Below are 18,922 nucleotides of genomic sequence, written 5' to 3' on the forward strand. Positions count from 1 at the left end.
CGCATGGGGAGTTGCACGATGAAACTGTGGAAAACCATTCTGGCGGCCGCGGTGCTGTCGCTGGCCGCCGGCACCTCTGCGTTTGCCGCGCGAACCGACCTGGTCATCGGCATCGCGCTCGAACCCCCGCATCTCGATCCGACCGCCGGGGCGGCCGCGGCGATCGACGAGGTTCTCTACGCCAATGTGTTCGAAGGCCTGACGCGCATCGGGCCGAATGGCGAGGTGCTGCCGGATCTGGCCGAAAGCTGGACCATTTCCGATGATGGAAAGGTCTACACCTTCAAGCTGCACACCGGCGTGAAATTCCATGACGGCACAGACTTCGACGCCAGCGACGTGAAATTCTCGCTCGATCGAGCCCGCGCCGAAAATTCCGTCAACGCACAAAAGGGCCTGTTCGCCGCCATCGACAAAGTCGACGTGGTCGACCCGGCAACCGTCAAGGTCACGCTGAAAAACCCGCAGGGCTCGTTCCTCTACAATATGGGCTGGGGCGACGCGGTAATCGTGGCGCCGGAATCTGCCGATACCAACAAGGAGAAACCGATCGGCACCGGCCCGTTCAAGTTCCAGAGCTGGGCCAAGGGATCGTCGATCACCTTGGTCAAATCGGATAACTACTGGGGTACGCCGGCGTCCCTCGACAAGGCCGAGTTCCGCATCGTGCCGGATGCAGCCGCCTATGTGCCGGCGCTGCTCTCGGGCGACATCCAGGCTTTCCCGTTCTTCGATGCCGACAGCGTCGCCCAGGTCAAGGACGACCCGCGCTTCAAGGTTGTGATCGGCGCGACCGAGGGTGAGACCATCCTGTCGATCAACAACAAGAAGCCGCCTTTCGACAAGCTGCAGGTAAGACAGGCGATCTCCTACGCGCTCGACCGCAAGGCGATCATCGACGGCGCCTCGGCCGGCCTCGGGCAGCCGATCGGCTCGCATATGTCGCCGGCCAACAAGGACTATGTCGACCTCACCGGCCGCTACCCGCATGATGTCGCCAAGGCCAAGGAACTGCTGAAGGAGGCAGGCCTCGAGAACGGCTTCAAGGCGACGCTGAAACTGCCGCCGCCCGCCTATGCGCGGCTCGGCGGCGAGATCATCGCCTCACAACTTCGCGACGTCGGCATCGATCTGGAAATCATCCCGGTCGAATGGGCACAGTGGCTGGATCAGGTGTTCACCAAGAAGGATTACGACCTGACCATCGTCTCCCACACCGAGCCCAACGACATCGATATCTATTCGCGCAAGGACTATTATTTCAACTACGACAACCCGGCCTTCGACAAGGTGATTGCCGACCTCGGTGTCACCTCCGACGAAGCCAAGCGCAAGGAATTGCTGGGGCAAGCGCAGAAGATCCTGGCCGACGACGCCGTGGTCGGCTTCCTCTACGAATTGCCGAAGGTCGGAGTCTGGGACGCCAAGCTGCAAGGGCTGTGGGAAAACGCGCCGATCCAGGCCAATGATTTGACCAAGGTGAAGTGGTCGGATTGAAGACTCAGGCTGCCTGGCGGAACTTGCGCTCCGTCACACCCCCCTCTGCCCTGCCGGGCATCTCCCCCGCAAGGGGGGAGATCGGCAGTTTGGCCGATGGTGCACCCTTTGCAACCTTCTTGGTCTGCGCACCGTCAACGATTGGCGAAAGCCTCGATGAGAGCACAATCTCCCCCCTTGCGGGGGAGATGTCCGGCAGGACAGAGGGGGTGTGCGGGAACGCAACCTTTGCCCGGTGGACAAAATAACAGTGCCTCCGCTTCCATGACCGCCTATCTCCTAAAACGCATCGCCGTCGCCATCGCCACGCTGCTGCTGGCTTCCATGGTGGTGTTCGCCGTGCTGGAGATCCTGCCCGGCGATCCGGCACGGCTGATGCTGGGCATGAACGCAAGCGCCGACCAGATCGAACTTCTCCGCAACCAGATGGGCCTCAACGCGCCACTGGCCTTGCGCTATCTGCACTGGGCCGGCGGCCTGCTCAGCCTCGATTTCGGCCGTTCCTACACCTATTCGGTGCCGGTCATCGACCTGGTGAGCGAGCGGCTTGCCGTCTCGCTGCCGCTGGCGCTGATTGCACTTGCGCTCTCCACCATCATCGCGATTCCCGTTGGCCTGTTTTCCGCCAGCCGGCGTGGACGCGCCGGTGATACGATTTCGATGGGTGCCGCACAGCTTGGCGTCGCCGTGCCCAATTTCTGGTTCGCGCTGATGCTGATCTATGTGTTCGCCGTCTGGCTGCGGCTGGTCCCGGCCGGTGGGTTTCCCGGCTGGAGTGCCGGCGTCTGGCCAGCCCTGAAATCGCTGCTGCTGCCGGCGGTCGCACTTGCCTTGCCGCAAGCCGCGATCCTGGCGCGCGTCACCCGCTCGGCGCTGATCGAGGTGCTGAGCGAAGACTACATCCGCACCGCCCGCGCCAAGGGCCTGCCCTATCGCGCAGTCTTGTGGCGGCATGCACTGCGCAACGCCATGATCCCGGTCCTGACCATTCTGGGCCTGCAATTCGCCTTCCTGCTTGCCGGCACCATCATCATCGAGAATGTTTTCTATCTGCCCGGCCTCGGCCGGCTGGTATTCCAGGCGATCACCCAGCGCGATCTGATCGTCGTCGAAAGCGTCGTCATGCTGCTGGTCGCCGCCGTCATCGCCGTCAACCTTCTCGTCGATCTTTCCTATGCGGTTGTCGATCCGCGCCTGAGAAGCCGGCAATGACACTGCACATCGACATCCCAGAGGAGACGTTCGGCAGCATCCTGGCCAAGGCATTCAGGAACACCGCCTTCGTGGCCGGTTTCGTCATCACCCTGCTGATCCTGGCAATGGCAATCGTCTCCTATGCGTGGACGCCCTACGACGTCACCAAACTGGTGATATCGGACAAGACGCAAGCCCCCTCTCTGACGCACTGGTTCGGCACCGATCATTTCGGCCGCGACATCCTGTCGATGGTCATGGTCGGCGCCCGCAATTCGATTGCCGTGGCGCTGGTCGCGGTTGGCATCGGCATGGGGGTCGGCGTGCCGCTCGGCGCCTTTGCCGCGGCACGCGGCGGCCTCGTCGACGAGGCACTGATGCGGCTGAACGATCTCGTCTTCGCCTTCCCGGCTTTGCTGTCGGCGATCATGATCACCGCCATCTTCGGGCCGGGCGCGATCAACGCCATCATCGCCATCGGCATCTTCAACATTCCGGTCTTTGCCCGTGTCGCCCGCGCCGGCGCGCTGGCGATCTGGCCGCGCGAGTTCATTCTGGCCGCGCGCGCCGCCGGCAAGAGCAGCACGCAGATCACAATCGAACATGTGCTGCCCAACATCGCCACGCTGCTCCTGGTGCAGGGCACCATCCAGTTCGCGCTGGGCATCCTGGCCGAGGCCGGGCTTTCCTATCTGGGCCTGGGTGCCCAGCCGCCGATGCCGAGCTGGGGCCGCATGCTGTTCGACGCGCAGACCCGCATGGTGGTGGCGCCATGGATGGCGATCTTTCCGGGCATGGCGATCGTCGTCGCCGTGCTGGGACTGAACCTGCTGGGCGACGGCATTGCCGACATCCTCGATCCGAAATCGCGGCGGCAGCGATGAGCCTGCTCGACATTGAGAACCTGTCGCTGACTATCGGCGACACGCAGATCCTCAGGGGTATGGAGCTTTCCGTCGCGCCCGGTGAGGTAATGGGGCTGGTCGGCGAATCCGGTTCGGGCAAATCGATGACCGCGCTGACGGTGATGCAGCTTCTGCCCCATGCCGCGCGCGCCACCGGACGCGTCACATTCGACGGTATCGACATCCTGGCAGCAACCGAGGACCAGATGTGTGCGCTGCGCGGCGACGACATCGGCATGGTGTTTCAGGAGCCGATGACCGCGCTTAACCCGGTCAAGACCATCGGCGAACAAGTCGCCGAAGGCATCCGCTGGCACACCAAGGCCAACCGCGCCGAAGCCGAAGACCGGGCGCGAAAGATGCTCGACCGCGTCGGCTTGCCCGAGGCGAAATTCCCGATGGCGCGCTTTCCGCACGAACTGTCCGGCGGCCAGCGCCAGCGCGTCGTCATCGCCATCGCCTGCGCGCTGAAGCCGAAGCTGCTGATCGCCGACGAACCGACGACGGCGCTCGACGTGGTGCTGCAGGCACAGATCCTCGACCTGTTGCGCGACCTCGTCGCCGAAAGCCGCATGGGCCTGCTCCTGATCTCGCATGACCTCGCCGTGGTGACCGAGATGGCCGACCGCATCACCATCCTGCGCCATGGCGAGGTGATGGAGGCCGGCGACACGGCGCGCACGCTGTCCGAACAGACCCACCCCTACACGCGCCAGCTGGCGCAGGCCTCGATGCATGTGCCGGCGCGCGCCAGGCCGCATGACATCGAGACGGGCCAACCTTTGCTTCAGGTCGAAAGCGTGACCCGCGACTATCCCGGCCGACGCACCTCATTGTTCAAACGCGCGCCTGGTATCCGAGCCGTCGACGATGTCTCCCTGTCGATGGCGCCGGGTCAGTCAGTGGCGCTGGTCGGCCGCTCCGGTTGCGGCAAGTCAACGCTCGCCCGCATGATCCTGGCGCTGGACCAGCCAAGCTCGGGCACGATCCGGTTCCGAGGCGAGACCGTCACCGGCAAGAGCGAAGCCGAGCTGAAGCCGGCGCGACGTAACATGCAGGTCGTCTTCCAGGATCCCTACGGTTCCTTCGACCCGCGCCAGAAAGTCGAAAAACTGATCGCCGAACCCCTGCATGTGCTGGAGAAAAAGCCGACGCGCGCCGAACGCCGCGAGATGGTGGCGCATGCGCTGCACGAAGTCGGTCTCGGCATCAGCGACATGGACAAATACCCGCACGAATTTTCCGGCGGCCAGCGCCAGCGCCTGTCGATCGCCCGCGCCATCATCACCCGCCCCAAGCTGGTCGTCGCCGACGAGCCGGTCTCGGCGCTCGATGTCTCGATCCGCGCCCAGATCCTCGATCTGTTCGCCGAACTCAACCAGAAGCTCGGCATCGCCTACCTCTTCATCACCCACGACCTGACCGTCGCGCGCGCCATCACGGACGAGGTGCTGGTCATGCATGACGGCAAGGTTGTCGAGCGCGGCAAGACGAGCGAGGTGCTCGACCACCCGCAATCCGAGGCTGCCAAGGCGCTTGTCACCGCCGCCCCTGACTTGCACCGGGCAATCGCGAAGCGGCTGCGAGAGCAAGGCTGATCAGGAGAGAAGGCGGCCCAATCACTCCTGCGGCTTCACCACATCGACCGGGCTGATATCGAGCAGGTCGAGCGTGCGGCGCAGCAGGCGTATCTCGCTCTCGGCCAGTTGCGAATTCGCCTTGGCAATCTCCGCCATATGTTTGGCCAATTGCCGGCGCCGCTCGACATCGAGGTCGCGGAACAGTGCGATCGCCTGCGAACCATTGGTCTCGTAGCCGAACTCGTTGAGATATTCGATGACGCTGTCGATACTGCTTTCCGCAATGCCGAAGGCGTCCTTGCAGATGCGCCGGAAGGCAACCATCTCGCTCTCGCTGACAGACCCGTCGGCCAGGATCATGCGAAACAACATCAGCAGTTCCGCCGACAGGACCGGATCGTCCGCCACCTTGCGCACACCCGGGTCGCCGTCGAATATTTGACGTATCTGGTCCAGCAATGCGAATGCCATCAGGAGCCTCTTTCCGGGTTAACCACACAAATACAAATCCAAGCGCGATGCGCTTGGATAGAGGTAGCGCGGAATCGACCTTGCGCAAACAGGGTGGCCGTGGTCGAACGCCCGATATTTCAGCCGGCCGGATACCCCCATACATCAGATGATCGACCTTAGCATCCAGACCGTCGCCATGCTCGCCTTCGCCGCCTTTGCCGCGGGTTTTGTCGATTCGATCGCCGGCGGTGGCGGGCTGATCACGGTGCCGGCGCTGCTGCTTGCCGGCTTCACACCGGTCCAGGCGCTCGCCACCAACAAACTGCAAGGCATGTTCGGCTCGGGCTCGGCGACCATCCACTACGCATCGAAGGGTCATGTCGATCTGCGCCGGCAATTGCCGTCGGCGCTTCTGGCCCTTGTCGGAAGCGCCATCGGCGCCTTGCTGGCAACGATCGTGCCGGGTGACATTCTGCGTGCTGCCCTGCCTATCGTGCTGATCGCCATCGCGCTCTACTTCGCGTTTAAGCCCAACATGAACGACATCGACCGCGCCGAGCGGCTGTCGCCCTTCCTGTTCGGACTGATCCTTGTGCCCGCCATCGGCTTCTACGATGGCCTGTTTGGACCGGGCGCAGGCTCCTTCTACATGCTGGCCTTCGTGGCGCTCGCCGGCTATGGCGTGCTCAAGGCGACGGCGCATACCAAGCTGCTCAACTTCGCCTCCAACATCGGCGGCTTCATCGTCTTCGCGGCCTTCGGCGTCGTCTACTGGAAGATCGGCCTGATGATGGGCGTTGCCCAGTTCCTCGGCGCCCGCGTCGGCGCCAGCCTGGCCATGCGCATCGGCGCGAAACTGATCAAGCCGCTGCTGGTAATCGTGTGCCTGGCGCTTGCTGTGAAGCTGCTGGCCGACCCGGCGAACCCACTGCGCGCCTTGATTGGTGTGTGATCACGCGCCCTGATAGAATGCCGCTGTTCGAATCATGTTGGAGAGGCAGACATGAATCTTAGCGCACCTACCCAGATCGTTTTTATCATCTCCGTTGTTATCGCCATCATCGGCGTCCTCGCCGCGCTTGGCGTTCTTGCATTCATTCCACTCGCATCGGTGTGGATCGTACTTATTGCTTTCATCGTGCTTGCCGGCGGCTGCTTGATGCGCGGCGCCTGACCATTTCCCTTGAAGTGGGGACGAGGAGCGCCCGGCCAAAAGCCGGGCGCTTTTGATTCCGGCCTCGAGTCTGCTAGATTTGACTTGGCGCAAGGATGGCCAATGCCCGTCGATATGCAACCCCAGCAAGAGCAGGACCGATCCGTCGCCGGGCGGTTCGAGATGCGCCGGCGCCTGCCCGACCCTCGACTTGAGGGCATTGTGTCAGACATTTGCGGCTATCGCGAAATGGCGCCCGGCCATATGCGCAACGTCGAATACGCGTCGCTCACCGTACCGCTGGTCATCAGCTTCGCCGAACCCTTCGCCATCGGCCTCGGCAAGGCGCCCGGCGACAATGACCGCTTCGCCAGTTTCGCCGCCGGTCTCTATGCCGGACCGGTGGTGATCGAATCCTTCGGCGGCGCCTGCTGCGTCCAGGTCAACTTCACGCCGCTTGGCGCACGCCGTTTCTTCCGCCTGCCGATGAGCGAGCTGGCTGACAGCATGGTCGCCCTCGACGACGTGCTTGGCGCGCAAGGCATGGCGCTGCGTGAACGGCTTGGCAACGCGCCGGACTGGGCCACGCGTTTCGACGTGGCCGAAGCCTTCGTCACCGCCCGTCTCGAGAACGCCGCGGAAACGCCGCTCGAAATCGCCTGGGCCTATGACCGCATCATCACATCCGGCGGCCGGACCCGCATTGCATCGATCGCCGAAAGACTGGGCTGGAGCCGCAAACATCTCGCCGGCAGTTTTTCCAACGCCATCGGCATCGGCCCCAAGACGCTGTCGCGCATCGTCCGCTTCAACCGGGCGCTCGGCCTGTCGAGACAGCCGGCAGCCGACTGGGCGGATATCGCCGCCGATTGCGGCTATGCCGACCAGGCGCATCTGGTGCGCGAGTTTCGCGACCTCGCCGGCGAAACGCCGACCGCGCTCTCTGTCAGGTAACATTTCTTCAAGACGCCGGAACGGCCTTTGAGCAGGGTGGGTTGTCGACCAACCCAAATGAAGGAGGTTCCCATGCCAACCACCACTGAAACGCCCCGCCTCTATCCCGCTTTGCGCTACAAGAACGCGGCAAGAATGATCGACTGGCTGGGCGAAGCTTTCGGCTTCAGCGTCCGGGCCCGCTATGGCGAAGGCGATGTCGTGCACCATGCCGAACTGGTCTTCGGCTCCTCAATGATCATGCTGGGCACGGTGCGCGACGACGACTACGGCAAGATGGTCGGCGAGCCCGGCTCAGGCGGCGGCAAGTCGATCTACATTGCAGTCGATGATGCCGATGCCGCCTATGCCAAGGCCAAGAAGGCCGGCGCCACAATCATCCAGGAATTGACCAACCGCGACTATGGCAGCCGCGAGTTCATCTGCCGCGACCCGGAAGGCAATGTCTGGTCGTTTGGCACCTACTGGCCGAAGGCTGGCGAGAAGGCCTGAGTTATTGCGCTGCTGGCTGGGGATTGACCGAGGCGTCCTCAACTTCGTCATCCTAGGGCGAAGCAGGAGCGAAGCTCCGTCGCGGAGACCCTAGGATCCATGCCGCGACCTCAGTCGTAGAGTGCAGCGGTGCAGAATTCTGCACCGAAGCAACGCTTCGAAGTTGCGGCATGGATCCTCGGGTCTGCGCCGCGTCGCTACGCTCCTTGCTCCGCCCGTGGATGACGACGTGATCGGCGTTTATCGCTAATTGCCAAGGTGGTTCGCCAACGGGGATCTATCGAGCCAACCCAAAAATCGCGTCACAGTCGAGATTAGTCTCCAGCTCGGCCGCGATCTCGTCCAGCGCTTTCTCGACCTCGGCGCGATAATCGACGCCGCCGCCGCTGACGCCAAGGCTCGCAAGGTAGGCAGCGCGAAAGCCATCGGCGCCAAACAGGCCATGCATATAAGTACCCAACACCTTGCCGTCGGCCGACACCGCCCCATCCTCGATGCCATTGATGATTGCCGACGGCCGCAGCGTATCCGGTCCGGTGGTGCGGCCGAGATGGATTTCGTAGCCTTCGAGCGGCAGGTCGAATTGCACCGAACGGGCGCTGATATTGCGCACCGTCTTTTCCGGTTCCATCACCGTTTCGACGTCGAGCAGGCCTAGCCCTTCGGCTTCGGTGACGCTGCCCTCGACGCCGTCGGGATCGCGGACAGCACGGCCGAGCATCTGGAAACCACCGCAAATGCCGACGACATGGCCGCCGCGCTTGCGATGGGCCAGCAAGTCGCGATCCCAGCCGTTCTCGCGGAATTTCAGGAGATCGCCGATGGTCGACTTGGAGCCCGGAATGACCACCAGTCCGGCATCGGCCGGCAGCGGCCTTCCCGGCGGCACGAACACCACCTCGACCTGCGGTTCGGCCTTGAGCGGGTCGAGATCGTCGAAATTGGCGATGCGGCCAAGCATCGGCACCGCCACCTTCAGCGCGCGCGCTTCGCCGGATGCCAGCCGTTCCAGCACCACCGAATCTTCCGAAGGCAGGCGTGCCGCCGCCTTCAGCCACGGCACGACACCGAAACAGCGCCATCCCGTGAATGTCTCGATCGACTTCAGACCGTCGTCGAACAGCGAAACGTCGCCGCGAAACTTGTTGATGAGGTAGCCGACGATCATGCGCCGGTCCTCTTCCGGCAGGATCAGATGCGTGCCGACGACCGAAGCGATGACGCCGCCGCGATCGATGTCGCCGACCAGCACCACGGGCACGTCGGCGCGCGTGGCAAAGCCCATATTGGCGATGTCGCGGCTGCGCAGGTTGATCTCGGCCGGCGAACCGGCGCCCTCTACGATGACCAGATCGGCGCCCTCGCCGACCTTGCCCCAGGAGTCCAGCACGGCATCCATCAGCCGGCCCTTCATCGCCTGGTAGTCGCGCGCCCGCGCTTCGCCGAACATTTTGCCCTGCACGATGACCTGCGCGCCGACATCGGTCTGCGGCTTGAGCAGCACCGGGTTCATGTGAACCGATGGCGCAACACCGCAAGCGATCGCCTGCAGCCATTGCGCGCGGCCGATCTCGCCGCCGCCATGATTGTTGTCGCCCGGAATGTCGGCGACGGCGGCGTTGTTCGACATGTTCTGCGGCTTGAATGGCCGCACCTTCAGCCCACGCTTTTTTGCCGCCCGGCAGAGGCCGGCGACCAGCACCGTCTTGCCGACATCCGAACCCGTGCCTTGCAGCATGATCGCTTTGGCCATCAGCCCCTGCCCTGCGCCACGGTTCCGGTAATATCGGATTTCTGCGCCAGCGGCCCGCCGCGCCAGATGTAGAGCGCCAGCAATGGGTCCTTGCCGGTGCGCATGGCGTGATTGACGTTGGACGCGTGGTGGACGACCTCGCCGGCCGTGCGCATGCAAAAGCCGCTCTCGCCCATGCGCCATTCGGTACCGCCGGTCAGCGGAATGTAGATTTCCTCGGCAATGTGATGGTGGTCGGGATAGACGATATCAGGCCCAAGGATCAGCACGCCGGCGGCGACCGCGTCATTGGCGAAGTGGCCTCGGTTGCCGAACACTTCCAGCCAGCCGTAATTGTCGATGAACTCTTTTCCGAAATCCGCCTCGCTGTAGGTCTGCCCCCAGCGGAAATCATTCCGACGCTCGGCAAGCAGTTGCACCAGCGGCTTGGCATCCGACGGCGCCAGTTCGGCGGCGCGATCAAGATGGCGCAGGCAGGCAAGCGGATGTGGCTCCAGCGTGCGGGCCGGCATGCCCCAGCCAATGCGCGCCACGGCTTCGCGCACCAAGGCGTGATCCACGGACGCAAGGTATGCGTGGAACCGGCCCAGCAGTTCATCGAATTTTGTCGTCACATTGTGCTCCGGACATGCATTGATGCACAGCCGCTCCCCAAAGGGCCGGTTGATAGGCTCGGGTTGCGCGGCGGCATCATTGGTCTAGATTGGTGCGCGCGCAAAGCCAAAAACGACAGGCCAACAGGTCGAAGATTAGGGAGCACGCCATGGACGCCGCGGTCGATGCGAGCACCAGCCAGTTCGAACTTAACGAGGAGCAGGGCGCCATCCAGGAGATGGCGCAGGCCTTCGCCGCAGACCGTGTCGCGCCGAATGCGTTAGACTGGGACCGCAACAAGCATTTCCCGGCCGACGTGATCCGCGAGACCGGGCCGCTCGGCCTTGGCGGCATCTATATCAGCGATGACGTCGGTGGTTCCGCGCTCGGCCGGCTCGATGCCGTACTGATCTTCGAGGCGCTTGCGCACGCCGATCCGGCCTTCTCGTCCTTCATCTCGATCCACAACATGGTGGCCTCGATGATCGACCGTTTCGGCAATGACGAGCAGCGCCAGCGCTTCCTGCCCAAGCTCACGTCGATGGAATGGCTGGCGAGCTACTGCCTGACCGAGCCCGGCTCCGGCTCCGATGCCGCGGCGCTCAAGACCCGTGCGGTCAGGAGCGGCGACGACTATGTCCTCAACGGCACCAAGCAGTTCATCTCCGGCGCTGGCGACAGCGATGTCTACGCCGTCATGGTGCGCACCGGTGCCGAGGGGCCGAAAGGCATTTCCACCATCATCGTGCCGAAAGACGCGCCAGGCCTCTCCTTCGGCGCCAACGAGCACAAGATGGGCTGGCACATGCAGTCGACCCGCCAGGTGATTTTCGAGGATTGCAAGGTGCCGGCGGAAAACCTTTTGTCCGGCGAAGGCGCGGGCTTCGGCATCGCCATGGCCGGGCTCGACGGCGGCCGGCTGAACATATCAGCCTGTTCGCTGGGCGGCGCGCAGTCGGCGCTCGACAAGGCGCTTTCCTACACCGCCGAGCGCAAGGCCTTCGGCTCGAAGATCAACCAGTTCCAGGCGCTGCAGTTCAGACTGGCCGACATGGAGACCGAGCTGCAGGCGGCGCGTATTTTCCTTTATGCCGCCGCCTCGAAGCTCGACAGCAAGGCGCCGGATGCCGGCAAATGGTCGGCGATGGCCAAGCGCTTCGTCACCGATACCGGCTTCAACGTCGCCAACGACGCACTGCAGCTGCTCGGCGGCTATGGCTACCTGCATGACTACGGCATCGAGAAGCTGGTGCGGGACCTGCGGGTACACCAGATCCTGGAAGGCACGAACGAGATCATGCGCGTCATCATCGCGCGGGCGCTGATTGGTAGGCAGTAGGCAGTAGGCAGTAGGCAGTAGGCAGTAGGCAGTAGGCAGTGAGATGACCGGCAAGATCAGTTCGTACAAGGATCTTATCGTGTGGCAGCAGGCGATGGATCTGGCTGTCGCCACCTATTCTTTGACCAAGGCATGGCCCAAGGAAGAATTGTACGGGTTGACCAGCCAAATCCGCCGTTCAGCGACCTCTATCCCTGCAAACATCGCCGAAGGTTATGGTCGAGACAACAGAGGCTCTTATCAGCAATTTCTCCGGATCGCCCAAGGCTCGCTGAAGGAGTTCGAGACACACCTCCAGATCGCCGAACGCATTGGCCTTGCCACGCATGATCAAGCTGATCACTTGCTGATATCGACCGAGGGCATCGGCAAAATGCTTCGCCAACTCATTGTCAGACTTACACCGGAATAGACATGCCTACTGCCTACTGCCTACTGCCTACTGCCTACTGCCTAGCCCAAATCACGGAGCACCATTATGAGCACCATTGCCTTCATCGGCCTAGGGAACATGGGTAATCCGATGGCCGCTAACCTGGTCAAGGCGGGGCATGCGGTGAATGGTTTCGACCTTGTGCCGGAAAGCCTCACCGTCGCCCGAGAGCATGGCGTGACTGTGATGGCCAATGCCGTTGCCGCAGCGAAGGATGCCGATGTGGTGATTACGATGCTTCCCGCTGGCAAGCATGTGCTCTCCGTCTACGAAGACATCGCGCCCAAGGCGAAAAAGGGGGCGCTGTTCATCGATTCCTCCACCATCGATGTGGAGTCGGCGCGCAAGGTGCACGCCATAGCCGCCAAACACGGCCTGCTATCCATCGATGCGCCCGTCTCAGGCGGCACCGGCGGTGCCGCAGCCGGCACGCTGACCTTCATGGCCGGAGGCTCCGATGACGCCTTTGCAACCGCGGAGCCGATCCTGAAGCCGATGGCCGGCCGCATCGTCCATTGCGGCGGCGACGGCGCCGGCCAGGCGGCAAAGATCTGCAACAACATGATCCTCGGCATTTCGATGATCGGTGTCGCCGAAGCCTTCGTGCTGGCGGAAAAGCTCGGCCTGTCACACCAGGCGCTGTTCGACGTCGCCTCAACCTCGTCGGGGCAATGCTGGTCCTTGACCACCTATTGCCCGGTGCCCGGCCCGGTGCCGACTTCGCCCGCAAACAGGGACTACAACCCAGGATTTGCAGCAGCACTGATGCTGAAAGACCTGGAATTGTCCCAGGAAGCCGCGCAAAGTGCGGGTGCTGTAACGCCGCTTGGTGCCGAAGCAGCCCAGCTCTATGCCTTGTTCAACGCCCAGGGACATGGCGGCGTCGATTTCTCCGGCATAATTAATTTTCTCAGGGGTAACCCAGCGTAACCCTTGGATTTGGCGGGTTTTTCCGGTTTCCTTCGGTGGAAAAAATGCAAATTTAGATTTGCTTAAGCTCTCGATAACTCCGCGGTAACGATGTCCCTATAAAACGGACTGCGAGGCGGACATATCTCATCCGCCCGGCGCTCCGGATCAGGTCTCGCGTACCGGAGCCCGTAAGTTTCGACAAGTGCCATAAGTTTCGCAAAGTGTTTGCGTAGCGAAGCGCCATGCGTATCTGGCAAAGCCGCGTTCCTGATGGAGCGCGGTTTTTGCGTTTTGCCCTGCAGCACGTTTTGAGACATCGATAACCCGGAAACTGTACTCCGGGATGCCTCACATGCGCCCGCGGGCACCTTCCGGATCATAGGGCGAGTCCGCGATCACCTTGGCCGCGCGGCGCTCGCCGAGGATGGACACCTCGAGCTCGATACCGGGCGACACAAGTTCCAGGGGCAACAGCGCAAGTGCGATGTCGTGACCGAAAGTGTAGGAGTAGCCCGCAGAGGTGATGTGGCCGACGAGCTCGCCTTCGCGGTAGACGCCCTCGAAGGCGAACGCGCTCGCACCGTCCGTATCGATCGACAGCGTGGCGATCCGGCGTGCCGCCCCCTGCTTCTGTTTTGCGACCAGTGCCGCGCGGCCGATGAAGTCCCCTTTGTCGAGGCTCATGAATCGGTCGAGGCCGCTCTCCCAGGCTGACAATTCGAGATTCATGTCGCGATACATGGCGCGGTAGGATTTATCGAGACGAAGCGATTCCAGCGCTTGAAGTCCAACCAGCCTCAGCCCATGCGCCTCTCCCGATGCCAGGAGCGCATCCAGCAAATGCCGCTGGTAGCAGAGCGGATGATAGAGTTCCCATCCCAATTCGCCCGAATAGTTGACGCGCAGCAGTCGCACGTCGCTGGCCATGCCGACAGTGCCGGACTGCACGCTGAACCAGGGGAAGGCCTCGTTGGAGAGATCTATCTCCGTCAGCGGCTGCAATATGTCGCGCGCCTTCGGCCCAACCACCGTGAAGCTGCCGCGATCCTCCGTGACGTTGCGCAGATGCACGCTGCCGTCCTTCGGCAACAGCCGGCTGAGTTCGTCAAGGTTCCAGCGCTCGGCGCGCGGCGTCGATATGAGATAGAACAGGTCGCTCTGCAGCCGTGCCACCACATACTCGGCCTGCACGCCGCCGGCCGGCGTCAGGTGATGGGCAAGAGCGACACGGCCGGGACGAGGCAAGTTGTTGGCCAGGATTCCGTCGAGCCAGCCCTTGGCGCCCGGCCCGCTGACCTCGAACTTGGTCATCGGTGTCATCTCGACCAGGCCTGCGGCCTGGCGGACAGCCTGGACCTCTGCGGCGACGTGGTTCCCTTTGGGGGTCCAGCGCCAGCTGTAGACATTGCGCGCTTCGACACCCGCGGGCGCAAACCAGCTCGGCATCTCCCAGCCGTTCAACACATCCCATACCGCGCCGAGCTGGCTTAGACGGTCATAGGACGGGGCCGTCTTCTGCGGTCGCGCCGCCGGCATGTCCTGGCCAGGATAGTGCTGTGCGGCGTGGGTGCCCCAAGCTTCCCGGACCTTTGCCCGGGTCCAGTTCTTGTTGGCATATTGGCCGAACCGACGGGGATCCAGCTCCGCCGTGTCGATGCTGTTGCCACCCTCCACGATCCGTTCGGAGAGGTAGTAGCCAATCGCACCGCCCCAAAGGATGCCCCCCGGCACCCCTTCGGCGAGCCAGACATTCTCTAGGCCCCACGCCTGCCCCATCAGCGGCAGTTCATCGGCCGTCATCTGGAAAGGCCCTCGCACATTCCGCTTGATGCCGGCGCGGCCTAGTGCGGGGACCAGTTCGGTCGCGCGCTCCCAGTTCCAGGAAACGGCGTCGAAATCTTCATCGAGCAGATCGGCGCCGAACCATTCCGGGACGCCGTTTTCGGCGAACAGCTTGAGCTGCTCGGTACGCTCATAGGGGCCGAACATCAGCCCGTCCCCCTCTTCGCGCAGATAGCCCTCGTAACCCTCGTCCCTGAGGATCGGCATCTCCGGAAGACCAAGCCGTTTGCGTTCCACCACCTCGGGAACCGACTCGGTGATCCAGTACTGATGCAGGATCGGGATCGCGGGAATGTCCAGGCCCAGCATGGCGCCTGTCTGGCGTGCGTAATTGCCGGTCGCAAGGATGACATGTTCGCAAACGATGTCACCGCGCGAGGTCTTGACCCTCCACTCGCCGCTCGGCATCCGCTCGAAACCCACGACCTCGGTATCAAGATGGATCTTCGCGCCGAGGTCGCGTGCACCCTTGGCCATGGCCTGGGTGACATCGGCGGGTGCAATGTGGCCGTCATCGGGATGGTAGAGGGCGCCCAGCATGCTGTTGTTGTCGAGCAGCGGCCAGATCTCTCGCGCCTCCGCGGGCGATACGATCCGGGCCCGCACACCCTGGACCTCGGCAACGTCCATGTAGCTTCTGTACTCGTCCAGCCTGTCGCGCGTGTTGGCAATGCGCAGCTGGCCGCATTTGTGCCAGCCGACGTTCTGGCCCGTCTCCGCCTCCAGCCCCTCATAGATTTCGATCGACCTGGCGATCATGCGGCCGACATTGCGGCTGCGCGCGTAAGAGGGGATGAGCCCCGCGGCATGCCATGTCGACCCGGCCGTAAGCTGCGTTCGCTCCAACAATGCCACATCGGTCCAGCCGCGCTTTGCCAGGCCGTAGAGAATGCCGGCACCCACACAGCCGCCACCGACCACGACCGCACGAAAGGAACTCACCATATGCGCGTGCCCTTGTATGAAATTGCCACCGGCCCACATGAACGCATGCGCATACTGTCAGACAGCATCCGGCTTTTCAGCATATTTCCTTGTCTGGAACGCAGCAGTGGTGACCCGATTGTTGGGCCACAAAGCCGACCGAACTGTCAGCCTTCGCGCCCGTGTTTAGGCTGCTTTTTTTGCGTTTTGCCCAGCTATATTCCGATTGCAGCATTCGGGATCGGGACATGATCTTCGTTGATCAGCACGATCGGCGCATTGGTTCCCTCGACCCTGACGACCAGCAGGCGCAAGCTCCATGTGCCGGCTGTCCGGACAGCGGTCGAATAGGCCGTGCCCTTGCCCTTGGCGCCGTGGACCGGAATGCCGAACTGGGCGTCGCCGGCCCCATTTGCATTGACGTTGAGATGGCCGCCGACCCAGAAACTGTCGGTCAAATCATCACCCAACGCCGCCTTGACGCGGTCGTCGGCGCGAAGCCTGTCCATCGTCATGTGATAGGCATCGCTGCCTTTCAGGACGTAGGGAATGCTGCCCACCATCGTCGCGCAGCCGCCAATCCCGACAACCCAGACGGCAAGGCCGGCGATTGCCCAGTTGCGCTGCGTCTTGCGAAACTGTTCCGCGTCACGCCAGGCGCGGTTCTGCCAAGCCCAGCGGCTGCCGCGCGCGCCCAGCACGATGATCATGATGATGTTGACGACAGGGATCAGCGCCAGCAACGCGATGAAAGTGCTGTTGCCGATGCCCCAGATCCAGTTGAGGAAGAAGGCGCCCCAGTTCCAGCGGTCGAGTTCGGCTGGAATTTCAGCCGGCTGGTTGAGCGGTTGTCCGGCCATCGTGTCCCCCATCGGTGACGTACTGACTGATTCTAGCGCATGCGCCCGTCAATGCGCAAAATCAAAGTTCTGCAACTTCTGTCAGGTCTTGTTGGACAGCCGGCGAAAGTTCGCTTTCACGGCACGGCTTGCCGGCTTCAGCGCGGCGCTGATCGAGCGCTCCGCCGCGACCCCGTTGAACAGCGACGGCGTGCGGCCGGAAAAGATTTCCGGCCAGAACCGCGATGCCGATTGCAGGAAGGACATTTGCGCCGCAAACACGCCTTCGGCCATAGCGGCGGTCTTCTCGTTTACCGCACGCGCGGTCTCCGTGCTCCATGGCTGGCTGCTCCCGCCATCCATGGTCATCAACGGCAGCCGCATCATCGCCACCAGCGGCGCCAGCATCAGGTCGCCGCCGATGCTGGCCGCTTCTTGCGTCCGTCGGCTCTTGCCGGTCTTTCTCATGGAAACAAAACCCCTTGTCGCGGCCGAATCAGCCGCAGCCCCACACACTACGCGCTTGTGGTGGAATTCGTTCGCTCCCCGCGTCAGCATGGCCTCAAGGCTGGGCGCTCCCGCCGAGGAGCGCCCAGCCGAGGGGTCGAGTTCTACCGCTTGCGCAGATCGGCTTGCGCCAGATCCAGCGCCTTCGAGATGCGATCGCAGGCCATATCGATCGTATCGCGGGTCCAGATCAGCGGCGGCGACAGGATCATCGTGTCGCCGGTAGCGCGCAGCATCATGCCGTGCGCGATGGCATGATCGCGCACGGTCACCGCCGCACTTCCAGCCGGCAGGAACCGCTCCTTGGTCGCCTTGNGCCTTGTCCTTGACGATCTCGATCGCGCCCATCAGTCCGATCGAACGCACCTCGCCGACCAGATCATGTCCGGCAATGCGCTCCTGCAACGCCTTGGCGAAATAAGGACCGGTGTCGTTCCTGACGCGGTCGACCAGCCCTTCGCGCTCGATGATCTCGAGGTTCTTCAGCGCCACGGCGCAGGCCACCGGGTGGCCGGAATAGGTGTAGCCATGGTTGAACTCGCCGCCCTTCTCGACCAGCGTCGAGGCGATGCGGTCGCCAACCAGCAATGCCGACAGCGGTTGATAGCCCGAGGTCAGAGCCTTGGCGGTGGTGATCGTGTCGGGCTCGATGCCGAGCGTCTGGGCGGCGAACCATTCGCCGGTGCGGCCATAACCGGTGATGACTTCGTCCAGCATCAGCAGGACATCGTATTTGCGGCAGATGCGCTGCACTTCCGGCCAATAGCTCGCCGGCGGTATCTTCACGCCGCCCGCCCCCATGACCGGCTCGCCGATAAACGCGGCAACCTTGTCGGCGCCGGCTTCGAGGATCGCCTCCTCGACAGCCCCGGCCGCGCGCAGGCCGAAATCATGATCGCTCTCGCCGGGCAGCGCCAGTTCATAGGCGTAGGGCATCATCACATGGACTATGTTGGGCACCGCTCCGTTGAGCTGCTTGTGCATACCATCCATGCCGCCGAGCGAGGTGCCGGCAACGGTCGAGCCGTGATAGGCCATCTTGCGCGAGATGATGCGGTTCTTCTCCGGCTGGCCTTCCAGCACCCAATAGTGGCGCACGAGACGCAGGGCCGTGTCGTTGGCCTCCGAGCCCGACGAGCCATAGAACACCTGGTTGACGTGCTTCGGCGCGATCTCCGCCAGCTTCTTGGACAGCAGCACTGGCGTCGGCGTCGAGCATTTGAAGAAGGAGTTGTAATAAGGCAGTTCCTTCATCTGGGCATAGGCGGCGTCGGCCAGCTCGTCACGGCCATAGCCGATGTTGACGCACCACAGCCCGGCCATGCCGTCGAGGATTTCAGCCCCTTCGGAATCGTAGATGAAAGGGCCGTTGGCATGGGTGATGATGCGCGACCCGGCCCCGCGCATTTCCTTGTGGTCGGTGAACGGATGCAGATGATGCGCGGCGTCGATCTGCTGAAGCTGCTTCAGCGAATAATTCTGATAGGTCATGTCTGATCTTTCCTCTGGATTCTATCCGGCAAGCCGGGGCGAATGCTTCAGAGGCAGAGA

At 62.9% G+C, this 18,922-nt stretch carries 17 protein-coding genes and 1 pseudogene; 11 read left to right on the plus strand and 7 right to left on the minus strand.

The window, feature by feature from the left end; translation table 11 throughout:
• Positions 1–18 precede the first annotated feature (18 nt).
• From X735_RS146190 to X735_RS146175, 4 genes are all read left to right on the plus strand, one after another.
• Positions 19–1,497 carry an ABC transporter substrate-binding protein gene (locus X735_RS146190; protein ID WP_023812268.1) on the plus strand — a complete coding sequence of 493 codons (1,479 nt, stop codon included), beginning with the start codon at positions 19–21 and terminating at the stop codon, positions 1,495–1,497.
• A gap of 264 nt (positions 1,498–1,761) precedes the next feature.
• Positions 1,762–2,709 carry an ABC transporter permease gene (locus tag X735_RS146185; RefSeq protein ID WP_023812269.1) on the plus strand — a complete coding sequence of 316 codons (948 nt, stop codon included), beginning with the start codon at positions 1,762–1,764 and terminating at the stop codon, positions 2,707–2,709.
• A complete protein-coding gene (locus X735_RS146180) occupies positions 2,706–3,575 on the plus strand; it encodes an ABC transporter permease (protein WP_023812270.1) in 870 nt (289 codons plus the stop codon). Before X735_RS146185 ends, X735_RS146180 begins: the two co-directional genes overlap by 4 nt.
• Positions 3,572–5,194, plus strand: coding sequence for a dipeptide ABC transporter ATP-binding protein (locus X735_RS146175; protein WP_023812271.1), 1,623 nt, complete (start codon positions 3,572–3,574; stop codon positions 5,192–5,194). Before X735_RS146180 ends, X735_RS146175 begins: the two co-directional genes overlap by 4 nt.
• Positions 5,195–5,215: 21 nt before the next feature.
• Here the strand turns inward: X735_RS146175 and X735_RS146170 are convergent, their stop codons facing one another.
• Entirely contained in the window at positions 5,216–5,647 is a 432-nt protein-coding gene (locus tag X735_RS146170) for a TerB family tellurite resistance protein (protein ID WP_023812272.1), read from the minus strand.
• Positions 5,648–5,795: 148 nt separating this feature from the next.
• Here X735_RS146170 and X735_RS146165 point away from each other — a divergent pair, with 148 nt between their 5' ends.
• From X735_RS146165 to X735_RS146155, 4 genes are all read left to right on the plus strand, one after another.
• On the plus strand, positions 5,796–6,581 hold the full coding sequence (locus X735_RS146165) for a TSUP family transporter (protein WP_023812273.1): 786 nt from the start codon (positions 5,796–5,798) through the stop codon (positions 6,579–6,581).
• Positions 6,582–6,632: 51 nt separating this feature from the next.
• On the plus strand, positions 6,633–6,803 hold the full coding sequence (locus tag X735_RS1000000167750) for a hypothetical protein (protein WP_023812274.1): 171 nt from the start codon (positions 6,633–6,635) through the stop codon (positions 6,801–6,803).
• A gap of 102 nt (positions 6,804–6,905) precedes the next feature.
• Complete coding sequence (locus tag X735_RS146160; protein ID WP_023812275.1) at positions 6,906–7,736, plus strand: AraC family transcriptional regulator; 831 nt, start codon at positions 6,906–6,908, stop codon at positions 7,734–7,736.
• Between the two features lie 72 nt (positions 7,737–7,808).
• Positions 7,809–8,228, plus strand: coding sequence for a VOC family protein (locus X735_RS146155; protein ID WP_023812276.1), 420 nt, complete (start codon positions 7,809–7,811; stop codon positions 8,226–8,228).
• A 277-nt stretch (positions 8,229–8,505) separates the two neighbouring features.
• On the opposite strand, the gene X735_RS146150 is transcribed toward X735_RS146155, so the two are convergent.
• Positions 8,506–9,981, minus strand: a complete 1,476-nt coding sequence (locus tag X735_RS146150; RefSeq protein ID WP_023812277.1) for a cobyric acid synthase — start codon at positions 9,979–9,981, stop codon at positions 8,506–8,508.
• Positions 9,981–10,595, minus strand: coding sequence for a dimethylsulfonioproprionate lyase family protein (locus X735_RS146145; protein WP_023812278.1), 615 nt, complete (start codon positions 10,593–10,595; stop codon positions 9,981–9,983). Before X735_RS146145 ends, X735_RS146150 begins: the two co-directional genes overlap by 1 nt.
• Positions 10,596–10,744: 149 nt before the next feature.
• Between X735_RS146145 and X735_RS146140 the strand changes: the two genes are divergently transcribed.
• The 3 genes from X735_RS146140 (at position 10,745) to mmsB (ending at position 13,277) form a co-directional block, all read left to right on the plus strand.
• Entirely contained in the window at positions 10,745–11,914 is a 1,170-nt protein-coding gene (locus tag X735_RS146140; RefSeq protein WP_023812279.1) for an isobutyryl-CoA dehydrogenase, read from the plus strand.
• A gap of 43 nt (positions 11,915–11,957) precedes the next feature.
• Positions 11,958–12,326, plus strand: a complete 369-nt coding sequence (locus X735_RS146135; RefSeq protein WP_023812280.1) for a four helix bundle protein — start codon at positions 11,958–11,960, stop codon at positions 12,324–12,326.
• Between the two features lie 66 nt (positions 12,327–12,392).
• Positions 12,393–13,277, plus strand: coding sequence for a 3-hydroxyisobutyrate dehydrogenase (mmsB, locus tag X735_RS146130; protein WP_023812281.1), 885 nt, complete (start codon positions 12,393–12,395; stop codon positions 13,275–13,277).
• A gap of 330 nt (positions 13,278–13,607) precedes the next feature.
• On the opposite strand, the gene X735_RS146125 is transcribed toward mmsB, so the two are convergent.
• The 4 genes and pseudogenes from X735_RS146125 to X735_RS01000000166040 all read right to left on the minus strand — a co-directional run bounded on the left by X735_RS146125 (position 13,608) and on the right by X735_RS01000000166040 (position 18,862).
• Positions 13,608–16,046, minus strand: a complete 2,439-nt coding sequence (locus X735_RS146125) for an FAD-dependent oxidoreductase (protein ID WP_023812282.1) — start codon at positions 16,044–16,046, stop codon at positions 13,608–13,610.
• 194 nt (positions 16,047–16,240) lie between these two features.
• Entirely contained in the window at positions 16,241–16,885 is a 645-nt protein-coding gene (locus X735_RS146120; protein WP_023812283.1) for a cytochrome c oxidase assembly factor Coa1 family protein, read from the minus strand.
• Positions 16,886–16,966: 81 nt separating this feature from the next.
• The gene (locus tag X735_RS146115) at positions 16,967–17,332 is read right to left on the minus strand and encodes a hypothetical protein (protein WP_023812284.1); all 366 of its coding nucleotides are present in this window, start codon (positions 17,330–17,332) and stop codon (positions 16,967–16,969) included.
• A gap of 143 nt (positions 17,333–17,475) precedes the next feature.
• Positions 17,476–18,862 (minus strand): annotated as a pseudogene (locus X735_RS01000000166040) (aspartate aminotransferase family protein).
• Between the last annotated feature and the right edge of the window lie 60 nt (positions 18,863–18,922).

This window comes from Mesorhizobium sp. L2C084A000, assembly GCF_000502875.1.
Taxonomy (GTDB): Bacteria; Pseudomonadota; Alphaproteobacteria; order Rhizobiales; family Rhizobiaceae; genus Mesorhizobium.

Excerpts from the sequence above, each read along its gene's own strand:
- X735_RS146170 (WP_023812272.1), bottom strand. The coding sequence starts at position 5,647 with ATGGCATTCGCATTGCTGGACCAGATACGTCAAATATTCGACGGCGAC.
- X735_RS146160 (WP_023812275.1), top strand. The coding sequence starts at position 6,906 with ATGCCCGTCGATATGCAACCCCAGCAAGAGCAGGACCGATCCGTCGCC.
- X735_RS146120 (WP_023812283.1), bottom strand. The coding sequence starts at position 16,885 with ATGGCCGGACAACCGCTCAACCAGCCGGCTGAAATTCCAGCCGAACTC.
- X735_RS146185 (WP_023812269.1), top strand. The coding sequence starts at position 1,762 with ATGACCGCCTATCTCCTAAAACGCATCGCCGTCGCCATCGCCACGCTG.
- X735_RS146135 (WP_023812280.1), top strand. The coding sequence starts at position 11,958 with ATGACCGGCAAGATCAGTTCGTACAAGGATCTTATCGTGTGGCAGCAG.
- X735_RS146115 (WP_023812284.1), bottom strand. The coding sequence starts at position 17,332 with ATGAGAAAGACCGGCAAGAGCCGACGGACGCAAGAAGCGGCCAGCATC.
- X735_RS146140 (WP_023812279.1), top strand. The coding sequence starts at position 10,745 with ATGGACGCCGCGGTCGATGCGAGCACCAGCCAGTTCGAACTTAACGAG.
- X735_RS146125 (WP_023812282.1), bottom strand. The coding sequence starts at position 16,046 with ATGGTGAGTTCCTTTCGTGCGGTCGTGGTCGGTGGCGGCTGTGTGGGT.
- X735_RS146150 (WP_023812277.1), bottom strand. The coding sequence starts at position 9,981 with ATGGCCAAAGCGATCATGCTGCAAGGCACGGGTTCGGATGTCGGCAAG.
- X735_RS146190 (WP_023812268.1), top strand. The coding sequence starts at position 19 with ATGAAACTGTGGAAAACCATTCTGGCGGCCGCGGTGCTGTCGCTGGCC.
- X735_RS146180 (WP_023812270.1), top strand. The coding sequence starts at position 2,706 with ATGACACTGCACATCGACATCCCAGAGGAGACGTTCGGCAGCATCCTG.
- mmsB (WP_023812281.1), top strand. The coding sequence starts at position 12,393 with ATGAGCACCATTGCCTTCATCGGCCTAGGGAACATGGGTAATCCGATG.
- X735_RS1000000167750 (WP_023812274.1), top strand. The coding sequence starts at position 6,633 with ATGAATCTTAGCGCACCTACCCAGATCGTTTTTATCATCTCCGTTGTT.
- X735_RS146165 (WP_023812273.1), top strand. The coding sequence starts at position 5,796 with ATGATCGACCTTAGCATCCAGACCGTCGCCATGCTCGCCTTCGCCGCC.
- X735_RS146155 (WP_023812276.1), top strand. The coding sequence starts at position 7,809 with ATGCCAACCACCACTGAAACGCCCCGCCTCTATCCCGCTTTGCGCTAC.
- X735_RS146175 (WP_023812271.1), top strand. The coding sequence starts at position 3,572 with ATGAGCCTGCTCGACATTGAGAACCTGTCGCTGACTATCGGCGACACG.